This is a genomic window from Pseudomonas sp. R19M (assembly GCF_050312585.1).
Lineage (GTDB): Bacteria > Pseudomonadota > Gammaproteobacteria > Pseudomonadales > Pseudomonadaceae > Aquipseudomonas > Aquipseudomonas palleroniana.
In genome coordinates this window covers 75448-98028 of sequence record NZ_JBNPJV010000051.1, presented here as the reverse complement: position 1 = coordinate 98028, position 22581 = coordinate 75448, and the positions used below count along the sequence as shown (strand labels likewise).

Genomic DNA, 22581 nt, shown 5'->3' with positions numbered 1-22581 from the left:
ACCCGTAAAATAGGCGTACATCCTACCTGCTCTGAGGGCGGCTGGCAGCTTATTGCACGCCATTATCCGTCACGGCAGAGGCATGCGACGCGTTGAACAAGGGTTCGAGGAACGCCTCGACAAACCGCGCGCCCACATCCGAGAGGTGATTGTCGTCGGTGTACAAGGAATGCCCCTCAAGTTCGACGCCGCACCATCCCCCGGCGTCGCACAGCCTGGAGGCCGGGTCCAGCAACATGACACCGGAGTCCGCCTTGGCAAGCTGCTCGAACACATCATTGATATAGGCTTGACGCTGGAGGTGATCCGCGACAGGCATGCCTTCTCTATCCGTCGGTCGCCCCAGCATTGCCAGGCGACTCAGACGATAAGGCGCGCTGAAGGGCAGCAGCGGCACCTCTTTGACCAACCACACCCGATGGCCGCCGGCGCGCAGCCGCTGGACTTGTGCACGCACAGCAGCGGCAAAAAGCTGCTCGGCGACAGCACGGTCATACTTGCCGGTCGCCGGGTCGTGAATCGAGGCGCCGGTATCACCGGAGTGTTCGCCATAGACATAGAGGCTCCAGCGCGCGGCCAGAACCACGTCGCTGAACGCCCCCTGCTCCAGCACTTTGGCGACGCGCTGATTGAACGCCTGGCATCCCGGTGTGCTTTCCTTGCGGTAGAACGGCGTACAACCTGAATACCCGGCCTGGGTAATGCTCAAGCCGTACCTGCTTGCGCCATCCTTGAGTGCGGGAATCAAGGCCGAAGCATGACTGTCGCCCCAGACCAGAACACGGCTGGTGGAGTCCGGGCCAAAATGACATAGCTCTCGATGATCGTTTTTCTTGTCATCCGACAGGCAATTCATCAGTTTAGGGCTCCAGACCCGCGCCTGGGCGAACTGCAACGCCTGCGGCGATAGCCGCCAAGGCGCGCCGTCCGTCCAGGTCATGCTTTTGCCGATAAGCCCCAGGCCGACCAACCCGATAACCGCCGCAACCAGAATTGAGCGCCGCCCCGCCAACAGCCGCTTCTCACGAAACGGCGCCTCGACGAAACGCCAGGACATGTAACCCAAGACCATACTCAAACCCAGCAATCCGCCAAGTTCCCATGCCGCCAGACCATCAAGGCTGGCGTATTTGCCATAGACCAGCACAGGCCAATGCCACAGGTACCACGAGTAGGAGATCAGCCCTATACCCACCATCACCCGGCTGCCCAGCAATTGCCCGACCAGTGTGACTTGCTGGCCGTTGGCCCAGATCAGCCCTACCACGCCCAATACCGGCAACAGCGCGGCAGCCCCCGGAAAATCCGTGGTGGCGTCATAACCGAACACCGCCACCAGGATCAGGGCCAGGCTGGCAAGACTTATACCTTGAGCCAATATTGGGCTTGCTCGATATGCCCGCAGCGGCATCACCGCCAGCAGGGATCCGGCCAGCAGCTCCCAGGCCCGCATGGGTAGCAGGTAAAAAGCTTTTTCTGGATAACGGGGCAGTGTCCAGACACAGGCGGCAAAGGACGCCAGCGCCAGGACCAACAAAGCCATGCGCCAGCGCTTTACCTGACTCGAGAGCAACGTCAGTAACAGCGGAAAAACAATGTAGAACTGTTCTTCAACCGACAGCGACCACGTATGCAGCATGGGCTTCATATCGGACGCTACATCGAAGTAGCCATCCTGGCGCATGAAAAACAGGTTTGAGATGAAAATTACCTGGTTGTGAATCGAACGCCCCAGTTCCTCGTAGTCCTTGGGCGCCAGCAGGAACCAGCCCACAACCACTGCCGTCAGCATCATCACGCACAGCGCCGGCAGGATACGTCGGGCGCGCCGGGCCCAAAAATCCACAAAGCTGAAACGCCCGGCTTCACGCTCGCGCCAAATGATCGTAGTGATCAGATAACCGGAAATCACAAAGAAAACATCAACGCCGACAAAGCCGCCAGTGAAGCCCGGCACGCCGAAATGAAACAGCACGACCGCAAGCACTGCGATGGCACGTAACCCGTCAATGTCTCGTCGATAAGCAAGGGTGGTCATAAATCAGTGAGCCAGTCAGGTAAAAAGTACAAAGATTAACAATGAAAGAGATTTTTTTGTTTCTTAACTGACACGTTCACGATGAAAAGCTCCCTTTCTCGATAAAAAAAAGGCGCCCCTGGGGCGCCATTCTTTCAGACCTGAAACGTCGTATTACTTACGCTTCATCGACAAGAAGAACTCGTCGTTGGTCTTGGTGGTTTTCAGCTTGTCGACCAGGAACTCGATGGCGGCGACTTCGTCCATCGGGTGCAGCAACTTGCGCAGAATCCACATGCGTTGCAGTTCGTCGTCGGCGGTCAGCAACTCTTCACGGCGGGTGCCGGAACGGTTGATGTTGATCGCCGGGAACACACGTTTCTCGGCAATACGACGGTCCAGGGGCAGTTCCATGTTGCCGGTACCCTTGAACTCTTCGTAGATCACTTCGTCCATCTTCGAGCCGGTTTCAACCAGCGCGGTGGCGATAATGGTCAGCGAGCCGCCTTCTTCGATGTTCCGCGCAGCGCCGAAGAAACGTTTCGGTTTCTCCAGGGCGTGGGCATCGACACCACCGGTCAATACTTTGCCGGAGCTTGGGATCACAGTGTTGTAGGCACGGGCCAGACGGGTGATGGAGTCGAGCAGGATCACCACGTCTTTCTTGTGTTCAACCAGGCGCTTGGCCTTCTCGATCACCATTTCGGCAACCTGCACGTGGCGGGTTGGCGGCTCATCGAACGTCGAGGCGACCACTTCGCCGCGCACGGTGCGCTGCATTTCAGTCACTTCTTCCGGACGCTCATCGATCAACAGCACGATCAGGTGAACTTCAGGATTGTTACGTGCGATGTTCGCTGCAATGTTCTGCAGCATGATGGTCTTACCGGCTTTCGGCGGTGCGACGATCAGACCACGCTGGCCTTTGCCGATCGGGGCGCACAGGTCGATTACACGACCAGTCAAGTCTTCGGTGGAGCCGTTACCGGCCTCCATCTTCATGCGCACAGTCGGGAACAGCGGGGTCAGGTTCTCGAAGAGAATCTTGTTTTTCGCGTTCTCGGGACGGTCGAAGTTGATCGTGTCGACCTTGAGCAGGGCGAAATAACGCTCGCCTTCCTTCGGAGGACGGATCTTGCCAACGATGGTGTCACCGGTACGCAAGTTGAAGCGACGGATCTGGCTCGGCGAGACGTAAATATCGTCTGGGCCGGCGAGATAGGAAGCGTCTGCAGAGCGGAGGAAGCCGAAGCCGTCCTGGAGAATCTCCAGCACGCCATCACCGGAGATTTCCTCGCCGCTTTTCGCGTGCTTTTTCAGCAGGGAGAAAATCACGTCCTGCTTGCGCGAACGGGCCATATTTTCTATGCCCATCTGTTCGGCCAATTCGAGCAGTTCGGTAATCGGCTTTTGCTTGAGTTCAGTCAGATTCATATAGGAATGACGTAATCATTTATGGAGGGGGGAAATTAAGCTTTTGGCTTAATGAGGCCGCGCCGCAGAGAAGGCGACAGGATCGCGTACTAATCGAAAAGGAATGCGTCGGCGACGGCTTGCAGGGGGCAGTGGAGAAACCAGTGCGGGGCCGAATGTACCACCTGAGTTTCGGAGCGTCTAGCCCTGTTTAACGAAAAAGCCCCGCGATTTGCGGGGCTTTTTTCACGACGCTTAGATGTTTGCGTCGAGGAAAGCTTGCAACTGGGACTTCGACAGCGCGCCCACTTTAGTAGCCGCAACCTCACCGTCCTTGAACAGCATCAGGGTCGGGATACCACGTACGCCATGCTTGGCCGGGGTTTCCTGGTTGTCGTCGATGTTCAGCTTGGCAATGGTCAACTTGCCTTCGTAAGTGGTTGCAATGTCGTCCAGGACCGGAGCGATCATTTTGCAAGGGCCGCACCATTCAGCCCAGTAGTCAACCAGCACCGGGCCTTGAGCCTTGAGTACTTCGGCCTCAAAGGTCGCGTCGGTGACGTGCTTGATAAGATCGTTGCTCATGGATGTCTCCGGATTGTAAGCAAAAAAAACGTTGCCCATCATAGCCGCCCTTCCCCCGTTCAGGAAGCCGCCTCTGATTGAGTCTTCCTATGACGGCGCATGAGTTTGGGTATAGCCCAACTCACGGCGCTACCGGGGTGACGAAGGCGATACCGGTACGCAACGCCGCGTTGCGCACGTGCTCCTGCATGCTTTTCTGCGCCGCCGCACTGGCGCGCCGTGCCAGGGCACGCAGGATCCTGCGGTGCTCCTGCCAGGTTTCCATGGCACGCTCCGGCCGGATGAACGGTAGTTTCTGGCTTTCCAGGAACACGTCGGCGCTGGCGCTCAGGATGCTCACCATCGCCTGGTTACCACTGGCCAGCAAGATGCGTTGATGGAATTCGAAGTCCAGCCGGGCGGCGGCTTCAAAATCACCCGCCTTGAGCACCTTGCGCATCGCCTCAAGGTTATCTTCCAACGTGTCCAGTTCATCAATCGTCAACATGACCGCCGCCAACCCCGCGGCAAACCCTTCAAGGGCATAGCGCAATTGGAAGATATCCGAGGGCGTGGCCTGGGCGGCGAAGGGCCAGGCAAACCCCGGGGTCTCCTGTACCTCTTGAACAAACACGCCTTTACCTGGCTGCACACTGACCACGCCCAAGGCACTCAAGGATGACAACGCCTCACGCAACGAGGCTCGGCTCACGCCCAACTGCACCGCCAGGTCGCGTTGGGACGGCAGCGCATCACCGGCGGCGAAGCCCTGCTCCTTGATCAGTTTGCGGATGGCCTGCAGGGCCGCTTCCGGTACGGCTTGGGCGATGGAATTCATAGAAGACTCAAGGTTCCAGAGAGCTGAGCGGCTAGTTGTAAAGCTATTCGCAGCCCTCGGCAAGCCGCGCCCCAAAGGGGCTCGCGCGGTTTTGGCAGCGCTCGAAAAGGGTGCGAAACGCCAGCCGACTGTTCAGACCAGTAAGACCACGAGGCTCAACAAATTCCAGCGTTCCAGAGCATTGGCAGTGTCATGGCATGGGCCATGCAATAGCTCCAGACAGAACATTCCCTCGTCTCTTCCGGAGAGTTGCCATGACCAAGCGCTACAGCGCCCTGCTCACTGCCTTGTTTGCCAGCCTGATGCTGGGCCAGGCACCCGCCCAGGCCAATGGTCTGGACGATATCGTTGCCCGCGGCACCCTCAAGGTCGCCGTACCCCAGGATTTCCCCCCCTTCGGCTCGGTTGGTCCCGATATGAAGCCTCGCGGCTTGGACATTGATACCGCCAAGCTGGTGGCCGACCAGCTCAAGGTCAAGCTGGAGCTGACCCCGGTCAACAGCACCAACCGCATCCCGTTTCTCACCACCGGCAAGGTCGACCTGGTGATTTCCAGCCTGGGCAAGAACCCCGAGCGAGAAAAAGTCATCGATTTCTCCAGGGCCTACGCGCCGTTCTACCTGGCCGTGTTCGGCCCGCCTGACGCGCCCATCAGCACCACCGACGACCTCAAGGGCAAGACCATCAGCGTGACCCGCGGCGCCATTGAAGACATCGAGCTGACCGCCGTGGCGCCCAAGGAAGCCACCATCAAACGCTTCGAAGACAACAACTCGACCATCGCTGCCTACCTTGCCGGCCAGGTCGATCTGATCGCCAGCGGCAACGTGGTGATGGTGGCGATCAGCGAGCGCAACCCGAAACGCGTACCGGCGCTGAAGGTGAAACTCAAGGACTCGCCGGTGTATGTGGGGGTGAACAAAAACGAGCCGGCCCTGCTGGAGAAGGTCAATCAGATTCTGGTCGCGGCCAAGGCTGACGGCAGCCTGGAAAAGAACGCGATGCAATGGCTCAAAGAGCCGTTGCCTGCCGATCTCTGAAGCGGAGCTGATCCATGGCCTATCAATTCGACTTTGTGCCGGTGCTGGCCAATACCGATCTGCTGTTGCGTGGCGCCTTGTTCACCCTTGAGCTGACAGCCATCGGCGCAATCCTGGGGGTGGCCCTGGGCACAGTCGGTGCCGTGGTGCGGGCGTGGAAGATTCAGCCATTTGCCTGGCTGTTCGGTGTGTATGTCGAGTTGATCCGCAACACGCCGTTCCTGGTGCAGTTGTTTTTCATCTTTTTCGGCCTGCCGTCCCTGGGGCTGAAAATCACCGAGTGGCAAGCCGCCGTGCTGGCAATGGTGATCAACCTGGGCGCTTACTCAACCGAGATCATCCGCGCCGGTATCCAGGCCATCCCTCGCGGGCAACTGGAAGCCGCCGCCGCGCTGGCAATGACGCGCTTCGAAGCGTTTCGCCACGTGGTATTGCTGCCGGCGCTGGGCAAAGTCTGGCCGGCCCTGAGCAGCCAGATCATTATCGTGATGCTCGGTTCGGCGGTGTGTTCGCAGATCGCCACCGAGGAACTCAGCTTTGCCGCCAACTTTATCCAGTCGCGCAACTTCCGAGCCTTTGAAACCTATGCCCTGACCACCTTGGTCTACCTGTGCATGGCACTGATGATTCGTCAGTTGCTCAACTGGATCGGTCGCCGATTTGTGATGAGGAACAGCCGATGAGTGATTTTTCCTTCTGGGATATCGTGCGCAACCTGGCCACCGGCCTGCAGTGGACCTTGATATTGTCGCTGGTGGCATTCATCGGCGGCGGCGTGATCGGCCTTCTGGTCATGACGATGCGTATCAGCCGCAAGGCCTTTCCGCGCAATGTCGCCCGTACCTACATCGAACTGTTCCAGGGCACGCCGCTGCTGATGCAGCTGTTCCTGGTGTTTTTCGGCATCGCCCTGCTCGGGGTGGATATCTCACCGTGGCTGGCGGCGGCGATTGCCCTGACCCTGTTCACCAGCGCCTACCTCGCTGAAATCTGGCGCGGCTGCGTCGACTCCATCGCCCATGGGCAGTGGGAAGCGTCGGCCAGCCTGGCGCTGAACCCGCTTGAACAACTGCGCTACGTCATTCTGCCCCAGGCCCTGCGCATTGCAGTGGCCCCCACCGTGGGTTTCTCGGTGCAAGTGGTCAAAGGCACCGCCGTGACTTCGATCATCGGCTTCACCGAATTGACCAAGACCGGCGGCATGCTCGCCAACGCCACCTTCGAGCCCTTCATGGTCTATGGCCTGGTGGCCCTTGGTTACTTTTTGCTCTGCTACCCCTTGTCCCTCAGTGCGCGCTACCTGGAAAGGAGACTGCATGCCTCTGCTTAGAATTTCCGCCCTGCATAAGTATTACGGCGACCATCATGTACTCAAGGGCATCGACCTGACGGTGGATGAAGGCCAAGTGGTAGCCATCATCGGCCGCAGCGGCTCGGGTAAATCCACCCTGCTGCGCACCCTCAATGGTCTGGAGTCCATTAACGATGGCGTGATCGAAGTCGATGGCGAGTACCTGGACGCCGCCCGCGCCGACCTGCGCAGCCTGCGACAGAAAGTCGGCATGGTGTTCCAGCAATTCAACCTGTTCCCGCACCTGACGGTCGGTGAGAATGTGATGCTGGCACCCCAGGTGGTGCAGAAAGTGCCCAAGGCCAAGGCGGCACAACTGGCCCGCCAGATGCTGGAGCGGGTCGGCCTTGGGGAAAAATTCGACGCATTCCCCGATCGCCTCTCTGGCGGCCAACAACAGCGAGTAGCGATTGCCCGTGCCCTGGCCATGTCGCCCAAAGTGTTGCTGTGTGATGAGATCACCTCGGCCCTCGACCCGGAGCTGGTCAATGAAGTACTCAGCGTCGTGCGCCAACTGGCCAAGGACGGCATGACCTTGATCATGGTGACCCACGAAATGCGCTTTGCCCGGGAAGTCGGCGACAAGCTGGTGTTCATGCACCAGGGCAAGGTGCATGAAGTGGGCGATCCCAAGGTTTTGTTTGCCAACCCGCAAACCCCGGAGTTCGCCAATTTCATCGGTTCAGTGGAACAGCCGGACTGACCAGTTCGAAATTGCCCTGGCTTTCCAGTACCGTCTGATAGCGCACCTCAAAGGCATCGGCAGGCAGGTCAGTGTCGACATCGACCTGGGCCGTCAGCCTTTTGCCCAATGCTCGTGCCATCAGGACCTGGCCCGGTAACAACTGCCCGCGAGTGGCCTCACCGGGCAGGTGTGCCAGCCCCCAATCGACGGCGCGCCCATCCATCAGGGCATGCTTGAGACTCAGCCGCAGGCGCCCCTGTTGCCCGAACCGGAAACCTCGCCCATCTGCCGCGCCAATGAATCGCAACGCGATGGCCGAAGGCTCTGCACACAGCACGCTCAAGTGCAGCGTGCGCGAACCGAGCGTCACCGTCGGGCTTTCGCGCAACGCCTCGCGGTGAACAACGCCATAGTCGATGCGCGACTGGCTCAGCGAGAGCCGACAGTTTTCTGCTCGAACGCCCTGGGCCACCGATACAGTGCAGAACAGTGCAAGCCCCATGCATTTCAGCTTAACGGCCATGGCACACCGCCGAGGCTGTCTCGTAGAACTTGTCATTGTCGGGCTGGGCATTTACGGCAAGGTCCAACACACACGAGGAAGAGTCCGACAAGGAAACCCGCAAATCTTGCGCGTCGTTAAGGTCGTTCAGGAAAATCATGCCCTCTCCCACCACACTGGTCAGAAAACGATTGTGCTTGTCGAAGACCGCAGCACCCTGGGGCAGAGGTCGACCTTGTGAGTCACTGGCAGTCAGCAGGACGCGGCGCACTTTGACCACCTCGAACGCCACGGTATTGACCGACCCTCGCCCGGCCGCGAGCACCTGGGTGCCGTTCTTCAAGTCAACACGCCTAGGCAAGGACCGGGTCTGAACTTCAAGGCGGCTGCTGGTGTACGCGGGCAAGCCAGGGATCACCGCCTGCCCTTTGAAATCGGTCCACACCGGCCCCTGCGGGGTGTCGATTCTTGCAGCGCCGATGTCATCCACCGAGGCGATCCCAAACGTGTCCTGCACGGTATAAGGCGAGAATGTCAGCCCGCCGGCGTGGGCCACAACGCCCCCTTGCAACTGCCCTGTATAACTGCTGCCCTGGGAATCTCGGCTGACACCCAGGCCGAGTCGGGTATAACGGGGCATCAGGTCCACCTGGCCACGAACCGACTGCTCCCGATTACTGAGGTCACGCTCGGTGCCCACCTCGTAACGCACGTAGTCATTGACCCGCTCACTGAACGCAGTGCCGGTGCGGGCCTGATTCCCACGTCGGCTGACGTAACTGTTCACACGGCGCTCGCCACCCAGGGGCATGCTGACCTGCAGTCGCACGGACAAGTCATTGTCCAGGTCACGCTCACGGCGGCGGTCATCGCGCCCGGCGTCATGGCGGGACTGAGAGCCACCCACCTGTGAATCAGCGACCAACGCCACATCGGCGTAGCGGAACGACTTGTTCCAGGCAGCAAACACATGCTCGGCGGTTTGCCCGTCAAATTGAGCACTGCGGGTATAGCCCAGGGAGAACACTCCCAACGTAGGTTCAACCCAGCTCACACCCGCCGTGTACTGATGCTTGAAGCGCGACCCCAGCTCATCGGCCGTGGTTCGGCGGCCCGCTTCAACGACCTCGCGGTAACCCCGGGTCTGCTGGGTCGAACTGAGGTTGAGATCAACGTTGGCGGCCACCGGGCTGCTTACGGTGACGCTGCTGCGCGAGCCGGATACCGCGTTGCGACTGTCCCGGGACAGGTTATGACGTGCCCCGACGGAAACCCGCTGGAAAAATACACTGCTCAGCGTACCGCCGGCCGCCCCGTATTCAGCGGTGCCCAACACACCGAACCCGGCTGACGAATCGCGCCCCACACCCCAAGTGCCACTGCCCATGGCGACGACGGGCGATGGCGCCTCATCCAGCGTGTTATCCCGTATCTTGCCGAGGGAAAAATAGTAACCGGGCGCAGCCGGGGCAGCTCCCGCGAAAGAGGCCGCGGGCACCACGAAGTTGCGCTTGGCGCCACGCACATCGATGACGCTGACCTCCAGGTCGCTGGTACCGTTGAGCAGAGGCAAGCCCGTAAGCCTGAAAGGCCCTTCAGGCACCAGCGTGCTGTGGATCAAGACGCCCGACTGACGCACCTCAATTCGCGATTGGCTTTGGGCCAGCCCCTCCACCACGGCGTTGTTGCTGCCTGCCGGCGCTCGCGACTGGCCATCAGGAGAAAACTGCACACCCGATAACTGGATACCGCCAAACAGCGGATTATTCGTGGAAATCTGGCCGGCCTGGAAAGTCGACTGCAGTGCAGCGATGTCCCGCTGGGCGTAAGCATAGAGATGCTCGGTTCGGGCGTTCCCGTTGTCGGATACATAGAATTGACGACTGCGAACAATCCAATCGCCTAAGTTGAAACCTGCCTCGGTATAGGCCGAAACGAATCGGCTCGGCCCGCTGCGCGAGCGGCTGTCAAACCCCTGCACGTCATAGTTGAACAACGCCGCGGCGCCGCCTCGGGAAAAGTCTGCGGCTTCCCATTGCGGCTCACGCAGTGATTGAGTGGGTACCACCAGCGCCACTTCATTGCTGCCGGGCCGAAGCCGCACCATCGTCGTCGGGAAGGCGCCAAGGAAATCATGGCAGGCCGCACTCGAGGCGTCGCCTTCACGGACAAGACCGGCGGGCTTCACCAAGCCTGCTTTATCCAGCAAGCCCGGGGTAAAACACAGCTGCCCTTGTGCGTCGAACTGCGCATCCACCAACCCAAGCGGGTTTCCATTGATCCGCAATCCCACCACATGCACACCTTCGCGAAAACGCGCGGCACTGCGAAAGTAGTCGGAAACCTTCGGATCAATACCGTGCGTGGTCAGCGCCGCCAAGTCGAAACCTTCCCCCAGCTCCAGTGCGGGGACGAGGCCGGGCAAGCTCCATAGCGTCGCAACCCCCACAAACAGGCTGGGTCGCCTGGGCCATAACGATGCGACAAGTCTGTTACTCGATGTCATGGGTCAATCAACCCCACTGACATTGATAAGGGCCCGATAGCTGTCCGCCGAAAACCCATAGACCGTGGCCGGTTGAATCTCGACCTCAGTCAAGCCCTCTAGCCCGCCGTCAACCCTCACCGTCAGGGTTTCACCCGGCAAAATGTAGGTCCGTGGCAAAGTAGCCGCAGACCTTCGTGGCAGCAATTGCACCTCCGGCGCAAGGCGCACCACATAAAGGCTGTCGTTGTGAACGGTGAGGCGCTCCCCCGCCTGTACCCACTTCAGCAGTTCCCAAGGAGTTTGATGTACCGGCAGGTCTCGCGGATGCAGGATCAGCGGTAAATTCTGCCGCAGGGTGATACCAATGGTCGCACCACCCGCCGCACGTGCCTGGGGAATCCCCTCGAAGGTCACTCGCTTCAGCCGCTGGGCCTGGAGTGGCGCCTCAAGGGTACTGATGAAACGCACCAACTGAGTCTCACCGGCCTCCACACGCGTAATGGGCGGTGTAACAATCAATAGCGGCTCAGGATCTTCCGGTATGTTTTCAATGACCGAATGCAGCAGCGCCGGCGTCGCATCGGTATTTTTTATATTGATGGTGGCTTCGCCCTGCGCTTCATAAAGCACAACCACTGTAGTTTCCGGCAACATACCGTCCGCAGTTGCAACGCCGATAAAACACAAGAACAACCCTGCATATAACAACCACGAATGACTTACTACTGAAAGACTGGGCACTCAGTACGCTCCACGACAGGGAAGTGACAATTGATAAACTGAAATCCACTTAGAAACAGCCGACAAGAAACGAGTCAGTTTCCTGATCGGCTGTATTCCAGTCGCTTAGATGTAGCTCAGTTCAAGTGTCGCGCGCCCATCCAGGGTAATGTCGCGACTCAGGTCCAGATCCTGGCCTTTATTGATCACCGCCCTGACAGCGATAGTCCCGGTCAGTTGTGCGACCGGAGCGGGAACGGCAGTGACGCCGGATCGCCAGGAGTATTGGGTAGGCGACTGCGCGACTTTTCCGTCACTGTTCTGCCAGGCACCGGCGCCGATACGCATGATGGGGTTGAGCACAACGGCCGAAGCCCTGAGATCCTTCAGGGTGACGGCAAAACCGCCGGTCTTGCGGCCAGACACAAGGCCCAGGCCAAAGTTATGCGTCTCGGTATAGCCCGCGCCAAGCGTATTCAGGATGCCAGGCACCTTGCTGCCGGCCTGCAGGTCGACAAATTTCAGCCCGAACTTGGCGGGCGTGGTACCGCAACTGACGGTCAGCGGGGTAGTCCTTTCCGCAAGCGGATTGAATGCCGTCGGGAGCAGTTGACCCGAAGGAATTTCGCCGTAGTTGATAATGCCGCCGCCGGTCATGCTGAGGTTACACGCCGCCGGTTTGATCGTACCCCTGACGATCAGCTCGGCAGTAGTGGAAGCCTGTGCATTGAGGGTTGCGGCCAGGCAAGCGATACCAAGAGTCAATCCAACAATTTTTTTCATATTCAACCTGTCACAAAAAGTTATCAGGTGTATTTATTTTTCTTTACAAGACAAGCCATAAATAAATAACACCACGGCAAAATTGCCGAGTGACAGTCTGTTCGCTTGGTAGTTGACTAAAGAATAAGACGGCACCTCAATTATTGTGGGAGCGGTAAAAAGAAACTGTCAGCGTGGAAACCTCCAACGGTAGGTTCAACTAACATAAGGAATAAAAACTGCACGCCTGGATTGTAGGCAAAATCATAATCGGACTTAAAACCTACACTAGTTAAATATCCTACGCCGCCCCAGAAGCACCTCTACAAAAGCCTGGAAAGACAACCTACATTTCCTACAAAAAAGTCTCACGTACAGCCTCAGAGAAATTCCCGAAGCACAACGCGTTGGCGCCAGCGGTCGATCGTGGCACGATGGCAAGGTTATCGACCGAGACCCCAAACCATGCCGCAATCCCAAGCCAAGAATCTGTCCCTGATCGCCGCCATCGACCTGGGCTCCAACAGCTTTCACATGGTCGTGGCCAAGGCCCAGAACGGCGAAATCCGCATCCTTGAGCGGCTCGGCGAAAAAGTACAGCTGGCTGCCGGGATCGACGACGAGCGTCAACTCAATGAAGAATCCATGCAGCGCGGGCTCGACTGCCTCAAGCGCTTTGCCCAACTGATCAACGGAATGCCCCCGGGCTCCGTACGGATCGTGGGCACCAACGCATTGCGCGAAGCGCGTAACCGCAACGACTTCATCCATCGCGCCGAAGAAATCCTCGGGCACCCGGTAGAAGTCATCTCCGGCCGTGAAGAAGCCCGCCTGATCTACCTCGGCGTTTCCCACACCCTGGCCGACACTCCGGGCAAACGCCTGGTGGCGGACATCGGCGGCGGCAGTACCGAGTTCATCATCGGCCAGCGCTTCGAACCACTGCTGCGTGAAAGCCTGCAGATGGGTTGCGTCAGTTACACCCAGCGTTATTTCAAGGACGGCAAGATCACCCCGGCGCGCTACGCCCAGGCCTACACGGCGGCACGGTTGGAGATCATGAGCATCGAGCACGCCCTGCACCGCCTGACCTGGGATGAGGCCATCGGCTCGTCCGGCACCATCCGCGCCATCGGCCTGGCCTTGAAAGCCGGCGGCCATGGCACCGGCGAGGTCAACGCCGAAGGGCTGGCGTGGCTCAAGCGCAAATTGTTCAAGCTGGGCGATGCCGAGAAAATCGACTTCGATGGCATCAAGCCCGACCGTCGCACCATCTTCCCGGCCGGCCTTGCGATTCTCGAAGCGATCTTCGACGCCCTCGAACTGCAACGCATGGACCACTGCGATGGCGCCCTGCGCGAAGGCGTTCTCTATGACCTGTTGGGGCGCCATCACCATGAGGACGTGCGTGAGCGTACCCTCAGCTCGCTGATGGAGCGCTACCACGTCGACTTGGAACAAGCGATTCGCGTAGAGCGCAAGGCTTTGCATGCGTTCGACCAGGTGGCCGCGGATTGGGACCTGGAAGACGGCGTATGGCGCGAGCTGCTCGGCTGGGCCGCCAAGGTGCATGAAGTGGGTCTGGACATCGCCCACTATCATTACCACAAGCACGGCGCCTACCTGATCGAGCACTCCGACCTCGCAGGCTTCTCGCGGGAAGACCAGCAGATGCTCGCCCTCCTGGTGCGCGGCCACCGCCGCAATATTCCCAAGGACAAGTTTGCCGAATTCGGCGACGACGGCATCAAGCTGATACGCCTGTGTGCGCTGCTGCGCTTTGCGATCCTGTTCCACCACATCCGTGGCACCCAGGAAATGCCTCAAGTGACCCTGAGGGCCAACGGCGACAGCCTCGACGTGGTATTCCCCAAAGGCTGGCTGGATGAAAACCAGTTGACCCAGGCGGATTTCGCCCAGGAAGCGGAGTGGCTGACGCGGGTGGGGTTCAGCCTGAACGTGCGCTGACCCAAAGAACAAAACAAATTGTGGGAGGGGGCTTGCCCCCTCCCACACTTTTTAGTTCACGGTGAGAATCGGGCTACCCAACTTCTCCAGCAACGTCGCCTGCGCACTGCGCGGGTTCTGGTTGCCGGTTGGCGTGTTGCGCACGTAGCGGCCGTCCGATTGCAGGCTCCAGCTATGCGTGTTGTCGGTGAGGTAGCTTTCCAGCTCCTTCTTGACTCGCATGATCAGCTTCTTGCCTTCCACCGGGAAGCACGTCTCCACACGCTTATCGAGGTTGCGCTCCATCCAGTCGGCGCTGGAGAGGAACATCTGCTCTTCGCCTCCGTTGAGGAAGTAGAAGACCCGCGTGTGCTCCAGGAAACGACCGATGATCGAGCGCACATGGATGTTATGCGACACCCCCACAATGCCTGGGCGCAGGCAGCACATGCCACGCACCACCAGGTCGATGCGCACACCGGACTGGCTGGCCTTGTAGAGCGCGCGGATGATTTTCGGATCGGTCAGCGAGTTGAACTTGGCGATGATGTGCGCAGGCTTGCCGTCGAGGGCGAACTGGGTCTCGCGGGCAATCATGTCGAGCATGCCCTTCTTCAGCGTAAACGGCGCATGCAGCAGCTTCTTCATGCGCAGGGTCTTGCCCATGCCGATCAACTGGCTGAACAACTTGCCAACGTCTTCACACAACGCATCGTCGGAGGTCAGCAGGCTGTAGTCGGTATAGAGCTTCGCATTGCCGGCGTGGTAGTTACCGGTACCCAAGTGGGCATAACGGACGATCTCACCGGCTTCGCGGCGCAGGATCAGCATCATCTTGGCGTGGGTCTTGAAACCGACCACACCGTAGATCACCACCGCACCGGCCGCTTGCAGGCGGCTGGCCAGTTGCAGGTTGGACTCTTCGTCAAAGCGTGCACGCAGTTCGATCACCGCGGTGACTTCCTTGCCGTTACGCGCAGCGTCGACCAATGCATCCACGATTTCCGAGTTGGCGCCGGAACGGTACAGCGTCTGGCGCACAGCGAGCACATGCGGGTCCTTGGCAGCCTGGCGCAGCAGGTCGACCACCGGGGTGAAGGACTCGAACGGGTGCAGCAGCAGGATGTCCTGCTTGCTCACGACGTTGAAGATGTTCTCGCTGTTTTGCAGCAGTTTCGGGATCTGCGGGGTGAACGGCGTGTATTGCAGCTCCGGGTGGCTGTCCAGACCGGTGATGCTGAACAGGCGCGTCAGGTTCACAGGGCCATTGACCTGATACAGCTCGGTCTCGCCCAGGTTGAACTGCTTGAGCAAATAGTCCGACAGGTGTTTCGGGCAGGTATCGGCCACTTCCAGGCGCACCGCATCGCCGTAGCGCCGCGAGAACAGCTCACCGCGCAGGGCACGGGCCAAGTCTTCGACGTCTTCGGAATCCAGCGCCAGGTCGGCGTTACGGGTCAGGCGGAACTGGTAGCAGCCCTTGACCTTCATGCCCTGGAACAGGTCATCGGCGTGTGCATGGATCATCGACGACAGGAATACATAGTTGTCGCCAGCCCCACCGACCTCTTCCGGTACCTTGATGATCCGTGGCAGCAAGCGCGGCGCCGGGATAATCGCAAGGCCCGAGTCGCGACCGAAGGCGTCGATGCCTTCGAGTTCCACGATGAAGTTCAGGCTTTTGTTCACCAGCAACGGGAACGGGTGCGTCGGGTCGAGGCCAATCGGGGTGATGATCGGTGAAATCTCGTCGCGGAAGTAGCGGCGCACCCAGGTCTTGATCTTGGTGGTCCAGTGACGACGACGGATAAAACGGACCTGATGCTTCTCCAGTTCCGGCAACAGGATGTCATTGAGGATCGCGTACTGACGATCCACTTGGCCGTGAACCAGCTCGCTGATGCGGGCCAGGGCCTGATGCGGCTGCAGGCCATCGGCACCGGCTTGCTCGCGAGCGAAAGTGATCTGTTTCTTGAGGCCGGCGACACGGATCTCGAAGAACTCGTCCAGGTTGCTGGAGAAGATCAGCAGGAACTTGAGCCGCTCCAGCAGCGGGTAGGACTCATCCAGCGCCTGCTCCAGCACGCGGATGTTGAATTGCAGTTGCGACAGCTCGCGGTGGATGTACAGGCTGCTGTCATCCAGGTTGGTCACGACGGGAACCGGGGCCGGCACAGGTGGCTCAGTCGCCACGGCAGGCGGTGCCGGCTCCAGCTCCGGCGGGGTCTCGGTGACTTGTTCAACCACCGGGTGAGCGTCTTTTACGGCAACTTCTGTAAGTCCTTCGGTATTCATCGAGTGTTCCTGTGAGGGCTATTGTTGCTCTCTAAGCAATTGGGCAGCGCGGGCGGCGAAGTAGGTCAGAATGCCATCGGCGCCGGCACGTTTAAAGGCTGTCAGGGATTCGAGGATCACCCCTTCACTCAACCAACCATTCTGGATCGCGGCCATGTGCATGGCGTATTCACCGCTGACCTGATAGACAAAGGTCGGCACCTTGAATTCCTCTTTGACCCGGTAAAGGATGTCCAGGTAAGGCATCCCTGGCTTGACCATGACCATGTCGGCGCCTTCGGCCAGGTCGGCCGCCACTTCGTGCAGGGCTTCATGGCTGTTGGCCGGGTCCATCTGGTACGAAGCCTTGTTGGCCTTGCCCAGGTTCAGCGCCGAACCCACCGCATCGCGGAATGGGCCGTAATAGGCACTGGCGTACTTGGCCGAATAGGCCATGATCCGCACATTGACGTGGCCGGCCAGTTCCAGGGCTTCGCGAATCGCCTGGATGCGGCCATCCATCATGTCCGAGGGCGCAACGACCTGGGCACCTGCCGCAGCGTGGGACAGTGCCTGTTTGACCAGCGCATCGACAGTGATGTCGTTCTGAACATAGCCGTCTTCGTCAAGAATGCCATCCTGCCCGTGGGTGGTGAACGGGTCCAGGGCCACGTCGGTGATCACCCCCAACTCCGGGAACCGTTCACGCAGGGCGCGGGTAGCGCGCTGGGCGATCCCGTCGGGGTTCCAGGCTTGCGCAGCATCCAGCGACTTGAGTTCAGGTGGGGTCACGGGGAACAGCGCCAACGCCGGGATCCCCAATTCAACCCAACCGGCCGCTTCTTCAAGCAGCAAATCAATGGTCAAGCGCTCCACACCCGGCATCGAGGCCACCGTTTCCCGGCGATTTTCCCCGTCCAGCACAAAGACCGGCAAGATCAGATCATTCGTAGTCAGTACATTTTCACGCACCAGACGGCGGGAAAAATCATCACGACGATTGCGACGCAGACGGGTGGCGGGAAACAGGCGATGGGCAGGGGTAAAGCTCACGACAGACTCCTGAGCCCGCGTTCACGGGCGAGCGTTGCAGTTATAAGCGGCCATTATGACGAAGGAATGACAGTTGTGCTTATCGATGCGACCTGTAGTCGCATTCGTCGTTTATGTAGGATTTGTTCACTTCGTGACACATCTCGATACTTTCATGAATGTTCGCGAAGGCGTAGGCTGCGCGTTCATTTCGCCAGCATCCCCAGACCATGCTTCAACAATTTCTGCATGACTTCGGCTACTTTGCGCTCTTCCTGGGCACCTTTTTCGAAGGCGAGACCATTCTGGTCCTCGCAGGCTTCCTGGCTTTCCGTGGCTACATGGATATCAACCTGGTGGTCGTCGTTGCCTTTTTCGGCAGCTACGCCGGTGACCAGCTTTGGTACTACATGGGCCGCAAACACGGTCGCAAGCTGCTGGCGCGCAAACCGCGCTGGCAATTGATGGGCGACAAGGCCCTGGAACATATCCGCAAACATCCGGATATCTGGGTGCTGAGTTTCCGCTTCGTCTACGGGTTGCGCACGGTAATGCCCGTGGCGATTGGCCTTTCCGGCTACCCGCCGTTGCGCTACCTGATCCTCAACGGTATTGGCGCCGCTGTGTGGGCGGTGGCCCTGGGCGCTGCGGCGTACCACTTCGGCGCAGTGTTGGAAGGCATGCTGGGCAGCATCAAGAAGTACGAGCTGTGGGTATTGGGCGCGTTGCTGGCACTGGGCTTCGGCCTGTGGCTGCGTCGTCGGATCAAAAACGCCCGCATCGCCCGCGAGGCCTGCGCCGAGGCCAAGGCCCGACTGGCAGCCGAGCCGGTCCCTGTCGCCCCCCCTAAGACACCAGTCGAGTAACCTGGCTTCTGCAGCAGTAGAGGCCAATCACGCTGAGCAGGCTGTAGCTCAACAGGCCCAGCCAGCCCAGATGGCTGGCCGGCCATAGCCCGACCAGCGGCGCCAGCCATACCAGCGGCACATTCAACACCAGCCGCAAGAGTTCGGCCTTCAGTGCCCACGGGCGATTCTCAAGGGCCACGCCCAAGGTAAACAGCCCCAGCGCCATGGCACTCCAGCCCAGTATCAACGCGGCCGTGGGCAACCCCTCGCTGAAATTCATCAGATAACTGCCAAACCCGACATACGCGGCAAATTGCAGGGCGATATAAACCTGCTGTCGCGTATCCAACGGCACTTCGAATTTGCGGAACTGGCTCAGGTCATGTTTGGCCATTGGATACTTGGCCTTTACATCCGCCGGGCGCCAGCCGGTGCGCATGAACCAGATGCGCAGCTTGTCCCACCAGCGCTCGGTGCGCCGCGCATCGTTCCACAGCTGTGCATAAAACTGCAGGTTGGCCCAGAGCGGGTTCCAACTGGCCAGGGGCGTGGTGACGCCAAAAATCACCGGTTCGTTATCGTCCTCTTCCTGGAACGAGCCGAACAGCCGGTCCCAAATAATGAACACGCCGCCGTAATTGCGATCCATGTAAAGCGCGTTCTGTGCATGGTGGGCGCGGTGATTGGAGGGTGTCACGAAGAACCACTCGAACCAGCCGAGCTTGGGCACATGACGGGTGTGCACCCAGAATTGGTACAGCAGGTTGAGCGACGCCACACTGATAAACACCACCAGCGGCACCCCGAGCACGGCCAGGGGCAGATAGAAGATCCAGCTCAACAGAAAGCCGGTGCTGGTCTGACGCAGTGCGGTGGTGAGGTTGTAGTCCTCGCTTTGATGGTGCACCGAGTGCGCGGCCCACAGGATATTGCGCTCATGCCCCATGCGATGGAGCCAGTAGTAACAGAAGTCGTAGAACACGAAGGCGAACACCCAGGTCCACACGCTGTGGGCCGACAGTTCGATCAACGCCAGGTGCTTGAGAGCGAAGGCGTACGTCAACAGCCCCACGCCTTTGGTCAGGAGCCCCGTGGTGGTCGATAACACGCCGGTGCTGAGACTGTTGATGGCGTCCGCCACTCGATAGTTGCGTGCGCCACGCCAGCGGTCGGCGAGCAGCTCGATCACGATCAAGGCGATGAAAAACGGTACCGCGTAAGGCACGAAGTCCATGGGCTAGTCCGATGTATTTTTGTTACATCAAGGTTAGGTGTAGCGGCAGGAGATCCCATTGGCAACAGGTGACAAATTAGTAGACATTTAACGCCACGAAATAGGGAGAAGTATTCATGAGCAAAAAGATTGCAGTGATCCTTTCGGGCTGTGGCGTATACGACGGCGCAGAGATCCACGAAAGCGTGATCACCCTGCTGCGCCTCGATCAGCGTGGCGCCCAGGTTCAATGCTTTGCCCCGGATGTCGCGCAATTGCATGTGATCAACCACCTCACCGGCGCGGAAATGCCCGAGTCGCGCAATGTGCTGGTGGAGTCGGCGCGCATCGCCCGTGGTGAAGTGAAGGACATTCGCGAAGCGAGCGTCGACGACTTTGACGCGCTGATCGTGCCCGGCGGATTTGGCGCGGCAAAAAACCTGTCGAACTTTGCGATGGAAGGAGCCGGTTGCAGTGTCAACCCGCAACTGCTGGCATTGGCGGAAGCTTTTGCAGAGGCCGGCAAACCCGTGGGGCTGATCTGCATCGCCCCTGCCCTGGCCGCAAAAATCTACGGCCCTGGCGTAACCTGCACCATCGGTAACTGTCCCGACACCGCAGCGGCACTGGACAAGATGGGCGCCACCCACCAGGAATGCGCGGTGGAAGATATCGTTGAGGACAAGGCCCGCAAGCTGGTGAGCACGCCGGCCTATATGCTTGGCAAACGCATCAGCGAGGTCGCTTCAGGCATCAACAAGCTCGTGGATCGAGTGTTGGAACTGACCCACGAGAACGAACACCCCTTGTAGTGAGCGGGCTTGCCCGCGCTGGGCGGCATAGCCGCCCCAAACCCGGCAACCGCGTTTTAGCTGAATCACCGCGATGGCTGGATCAGGGCGGCTTCGCCCCCCAGCGCGGGGCAAGCCCGCTCACTACAAGGTGACGGCTCGGCGTTTTTCGGCCAGGCGACTACGGCCATACAGCACCATAATCGCCAGAATCGCCACGGCCTGTGCACTCAGCGAGTAAGCATCGGCATGAATGCCCAGCCAGTCGAAGTCAAAAAACGCCACCGGCCGGGTGCCGAAGATACCGGCTTCCTGCAAAGCCTTCACACCGTGCCCGGCGAATACCACCGACAGTGCGCACAACAGCGCGGCGTTGATGCCGAAAAACAGCGCCAATGGCAGTTTCGCAGAGCCGCGCAAGATCACCCAGGCCAGGCCCACCAGCAGCACCAGCGCCGTGGCGCCACCGGCCAACACGGCGTTGTGCCCTGCCGGGCCGGCTTGCAGCCACAAGGTTTCGTAGAACAGGATCACTTCGAACAGCTCGCGATAGACCGAGAAGAACGCCAGCACGGCAAACCCAAACCGCCCACCGCCGCCCACCAGGCTACTCTTGATGTAATCCTGCCAGGCTGCCGCGTGGCGGCGGTCATGCATCCACACGCCCAGCCACAACACCATCACACTGGCGAACAATGCGGTGCAGCCCTCAAGCAATTCGCGCTGGGCGCCGCTCACGTCAATCACATACGCCGCCAATGCCCAGGTGCCCAGCCCGGCCAATAGCGCCAGGCCCCAACCTACGTTGACACTGCGCACTGCCGATTGCTGGCCGGTGTTACGCAGGAAGGCGAGGATCGCCGCCAGTACCAGGATCGCCTCCAGACCTTCGCGCAGCAGGATCAGCAAGCCCGAGATGTAACTCAGAGACCAGCTCAGGCCATCACCGCCCAACAGGCCGGCAGACTCGGTGAGTTTGCCCTTGGCCACATCCAGGCGCTGCTGCACCTGCTCGATCGGCAAACCATCCTGCAGAGACTGTCGATAGGCCATCAACGCCTTCTCGGTGTCCTTGCGTACGTTGGCGTCGACGTTATCCAGGGAGCTTTCCACCAGCTCGAAGCCCTCCAGGTAAGCCGCTACCGACAGGTCATACGCCTGCTCGTGGTCACCGTTGCGGAACGCGATGAGGCTCTTGTCCAGGGTGGCGGCGGTGTAGTCGAGCAACTGCGCCGGACCACGCTTGACCTGCGGCGGTTGCGCGCGCTGGGCACGGAAGGTGGCGGCGACCGTCGGGCCGTCTGCAGCCAGCACTTCATTGGGGGTCTGGCGAGCGAGGTCGGCAAGGTTGAACGCTTGCTCGCTTTTGGCGGCAGCCGGGTCGGCGGTGAAACCCGCGATGTAGGTGGCCAGGTCCCAGCGTTGACGGTCGTCCAATTGGTCGGCAAAGGACGGCATGTCAGTGCCTTCAACGCCCAGGCCGAGGGTGTTGTAGATCGCGTAGAGGCTCAGGCGGTCCAGGCGAGTGGCATCGCGCAGGTTGGCGGGTGGCGGGGCCATGCCGGTGCTGGCCGGGCCGTCACCGGCGCCGGCAGTGCCGTGGCACACCGAGCAATGCTGGGCATAAAGCGGTGCGCCGCGGGTCGGGTCGGGAGTGATGGCCGGTGCCTGGCTGACTTCATAAGCCACCGCTAATTTTGCCCCCAATTGACGGGCTTGATGGGCAACAGCCACACCGTCTTCATGCGCGGTAACCGCTGCCAGCAATTCATCGACGCCTTTGACCAACTCTGCGCGCTCAGGCCGTTCCGGCAACTGCGCGACCAAACCTTGCAGTACCCCCAGGAACTCAACCTGTTCCTGGTATTCCGACTCGTCAACCACCTTGCCGGCTTCCACCGTCGGCGGGTAGTCAGCGCCAATATAGTCCAGCAAATGCAGGGCTTGTGGGGCGCCCTCGGCTGTCGCGGCCAGCAGATTGAAGCTGCACGACATCAGTGCCGGCAACAGCAGGCAGGCGAGAAAACGAAAGGGGGCAATCATGAATGAATCTCAAAGCTAAACACGAAGTAACACATTGTTGTGCTTTAGAGGGT

Annotated in this window: 19 protein-coding genes; 7 read left to right on the top strand and 12 right to left on the bottom strand. The window is 59.7% G+C overall.

Features of this window, described 5'->3' with window-relative positions; all coding sequences use genetic code 11:
* Window positions 1-49: 49 nt before the first annotated feature.
* The 4 genes from ACQRBT_RS10370 to ACQRBT_RS10355 form a co-directional block, all read right to left on the bottom strand.
* On the bottom strand, window positions 50-2038 hold the full coding sequence (locus tag ACQRBT_RS10370) for an acyltransferase family protein (RefSeq protein WP_412046197.1): 1989 nt from the start codon (window positions 2036-2038) through the stop codon (window positions 50-52).
* Between the two features lie 153 nt (window positions 2039-2191).
* Entirely contained in the window at window positions 2192-3451 is a 1260-nt protein-coding gene (rho, locus tag ACQRBT_RS10365; RefSeq protein WP_003206716.1) for a transcription termination factor Rho, read from the bottom strand.
* A gap of 234 nt (window positions 3452-3685) precedes the next feature.
* Window positions 3686-4015, bottom strand: a complete 330-nt coding sequence (gene trxA / locus ACQRBT_RS10360; protein ID WP_060753581.1) for a thioredoxin TrxA — start codon at window positions 4013-4015, stop codon at window positions 3686-3688.
* 121 nt (window positions 4016-4136) lie between these two features.
* A complete protein-coding gene (locus ACQRBT_RS10355; RefSeq protein ID WP_412046198.1) occupies window positions 4137-4832 on the bottom strand; it encodes a FadR/GntR family transcriptional regulator in 696 nt (231 codons plus the stop codon).
* Window positions 4833-5086: 254 nt separating this feature from the next.
* Here ACQRBT_RS10355 and ACQRBT_RS10350 point away from each other — a divergent pair, with 254 nt between their 5' ends.
* The 4 genes from ACQRBT_RS10350 to ACQRBT_RS10335 are packed head-to-tail and all read left to right on the top strand — an operon-like array spanning window position 5087 to window position 7926.
* Window positions 5087-5872 (top strand): transporter substrate-binding domain-containing protein, encoded by a 786-nt coding sequence (locus ACQRBT_RS10350; RefSeq protein WP_198762587.1) that lies wholly within the window; start codon window positions 5087-5089, stop codon window positions 5870-5872.
* 14 nt (window positions 5873-5886) lie between these two features.
* Complete coding sequence (locus tag ACQRBT_RS10345; protein ID WP_058426445.1) at window positions 5887-6555, top strand: amino acid ABC transporter permease; 669 nt, start codon at window positions 5887-5889, stop codon at window positions 6553-6555.
* Complete coding sequence (locus tag ACQRBT_RS10340) at window positions 6552-7202, top strand: amino acid ABC transporter permease (RefSeq protein ID WP_060753584.1); 651 nt, start codon at window positions 6552-6554, stop codon at window positions 7200-7202. Before ACQRBT_RS10345 ends, ACQRBT_RS10340 begins: the two co-directional genes overlap by 4 nt.
* Window positions 7189-7926, top strand: a complete 738-nt coding sequence (locus ACQRBT_RS10335; protein ID WP_060753585.1) for an amino acid ABC transporter ATP-binding protein — start codon at window positions 7189-7191, stop codon at window positions 7924-7926. The genes ACQRBT_RS10340 and ACQRBT_RS10335 overlap by 14 nt, the downstream gene beginning before the upstream one ends.
* On the opposite strand, the gene ACQRBT_RS10330 is transcribed toward ACQRBT_RS10335, so the two are convergent.
* The 4 genes from ACQRBT_RS10330 to ACQRBT_RS10315 form a co-directional block, all read right to left on the bottom strand.
* Window positions 7898-8431: a hypothetical protein gene (locus tag ACQRBT_RS10330; protein WP_104994989.1), complete on the bottom strand. Its 534-nt coding sequence runs from the start codon at window positions 8429-8431 to the stop codon at window positions 7898-7900. The two genes, ACQRBT_RS10335 and ACQRBT_RS10330, sit on opposite strands and share 29 nt — an antisense overlap.
* On the bottom strand, window positions 8421-10916 hold the full coding sequence (locus tag ACQRBT_RS10325) for a fimbria/pilus outer membrane usher protein (RefSeq protein WP_412046199.1): 2496 nt from the start codon (window positions 10914-10916) through the stop codon (window positions 8421-8423). Before ACQRBT_RS10325 ends, ACQRBT_RS10330 begins: the two co-directional genes overlap by 11 nt.
* 3 nt (window positions 10917-10919) lie before the next feature.
* Window positions 10920-11639, bottom strand: coding sequence for a fimbria/pilus chaperone family protein (locus tag ACQRBT_RS10320; protein ID WP_104994991.1), 720 nt, complete (start codon window positions 11637-11639; stop codon window positions 10920-10922).
* 105 nt (window positions 11640-11744) lie between these two features.
* Window positions 11745-12401: a DUF1120 domain-containing protein gene (locus tag ACQRBT_RS10315; protein WP_104994992.1), complete on the bottom strand. Its 657-nt coding sequence runs from the start codon at window positions 12399-12401 to the stop codon at window positions 11745-11747.
* Between the two features lie 444 nt (window positions 12402-12845).
* On the opposite strand from ACQRBT_RS10315, the gene ppx reads away from it, so the two are divergent.
* On the top strand, window positions 12846-14348 hold the full coding sequence (gene ppx, locus ACQRBT_RS10310) for an exopolyphosphatase (protein ID WP_090368040.1): 1503 nt from the start codon (window positions 12846-12848) through the stop codon (window positions 14346-14348).
* A gap of 51 nt (window positions 14349-14399) precedes the next feature.
* On the opposite strand, the gene ppk1 is transcribed toward ppx, so the two are convergent.
* Together ppk1 and hemB are read right to left on the bottom strand one after the other, a co-directional pair.
* Window positions 14400-16622: a polyphosphate kinase 1 gene (gene ppk1, locus ACQRBT_RS10305; RefSeq protein ID WP_060753591.1), complete on the bottom strand. Its 2223-nt coding sequence runs from the start codon at window positions 16620-16622 to the stop codon at window positions 14400-14402.
* A gap of 18 nt (window positions 16623-16640) precedes the next feature.
* On the bottom strand, window positions 16641-17654 hold the full coding sequence (hemB, locus tag ACQRBT_RS10300; RefSeq protein WP_060753592.1) for a porphobilinogen synthase: 1014 nt from the start codon (window positions 17652-17654) through the stop codon (window positions 16641-16643).
* 209 nt (window positions 17655-17863) lie between these two features.
* Here hemB and ACQRBT_RS10295 point away from each other — a divergent pair, with 209 nt between their 5' ends.
* On the top strand, window positions 17864-18499 hold the full coding sequence (locus ACQRBT_RS10295; RefSeq protein ID WP_104994993.1) for a DedA family protein: 636 nt from the start codon (window positions 17864-17866) through the stop codon (window positions 18497-18499).
* Here ACQRBT_RS10295 and ACQRBT_RS10290 read toward each other — a convergent pair.
* Window positions 18480-19715: a sterol desaturase family protein gene (locus tag ACQRBT_RS10290; protein ID WP_412046200.1), complete on the bottom strand. Its 1236-nt coding sequence runs from the start codon at window positions 19713-19715 to the stop codon at window positions 18480-18482. The two genes, ACQRBT_RS10295 and ACQRBT_RS10290, sit on opposite strands and share 20 nt — an antisense overlap.
* A 116-nt stretch (window positions 19716-19831) precedes the next feature.
* Here ACQRBT_RS10290 and elbB point away from each other — a divergent pair, with 116 nt between their 5' ends.
* Window positions 19832-20506: an isoprenoid biosynthesis glyoxalase ElbB gene (elbB, locus tag ACQRBT_RS10285; protein WP_412046201.1), complete on the top strand. Its 675-nt coding sequence runs from the start codon at window positions 19832-19834 to the stop codon at window positions 20504-20506.
* A 123-nt stretch (window positions 20507-20629) separates the two neighbouring features.
* On the opposite strand, the gene ACQRBT_RS10280 is transcribed toward elbB, so the two are convergent.
* Complete coding sequence (locus ACQRBT_RS10280) at window positions 20630-22528, bottom strand: FTR1 family protein (protein ID WP_104994995.1); 1899 nt, start codon at window positions 22526-22528, stop codon at window positions 20630-20632.
* Between the last annotated feature and the right edge of the window lie 53 nt (window positions 22529-22581).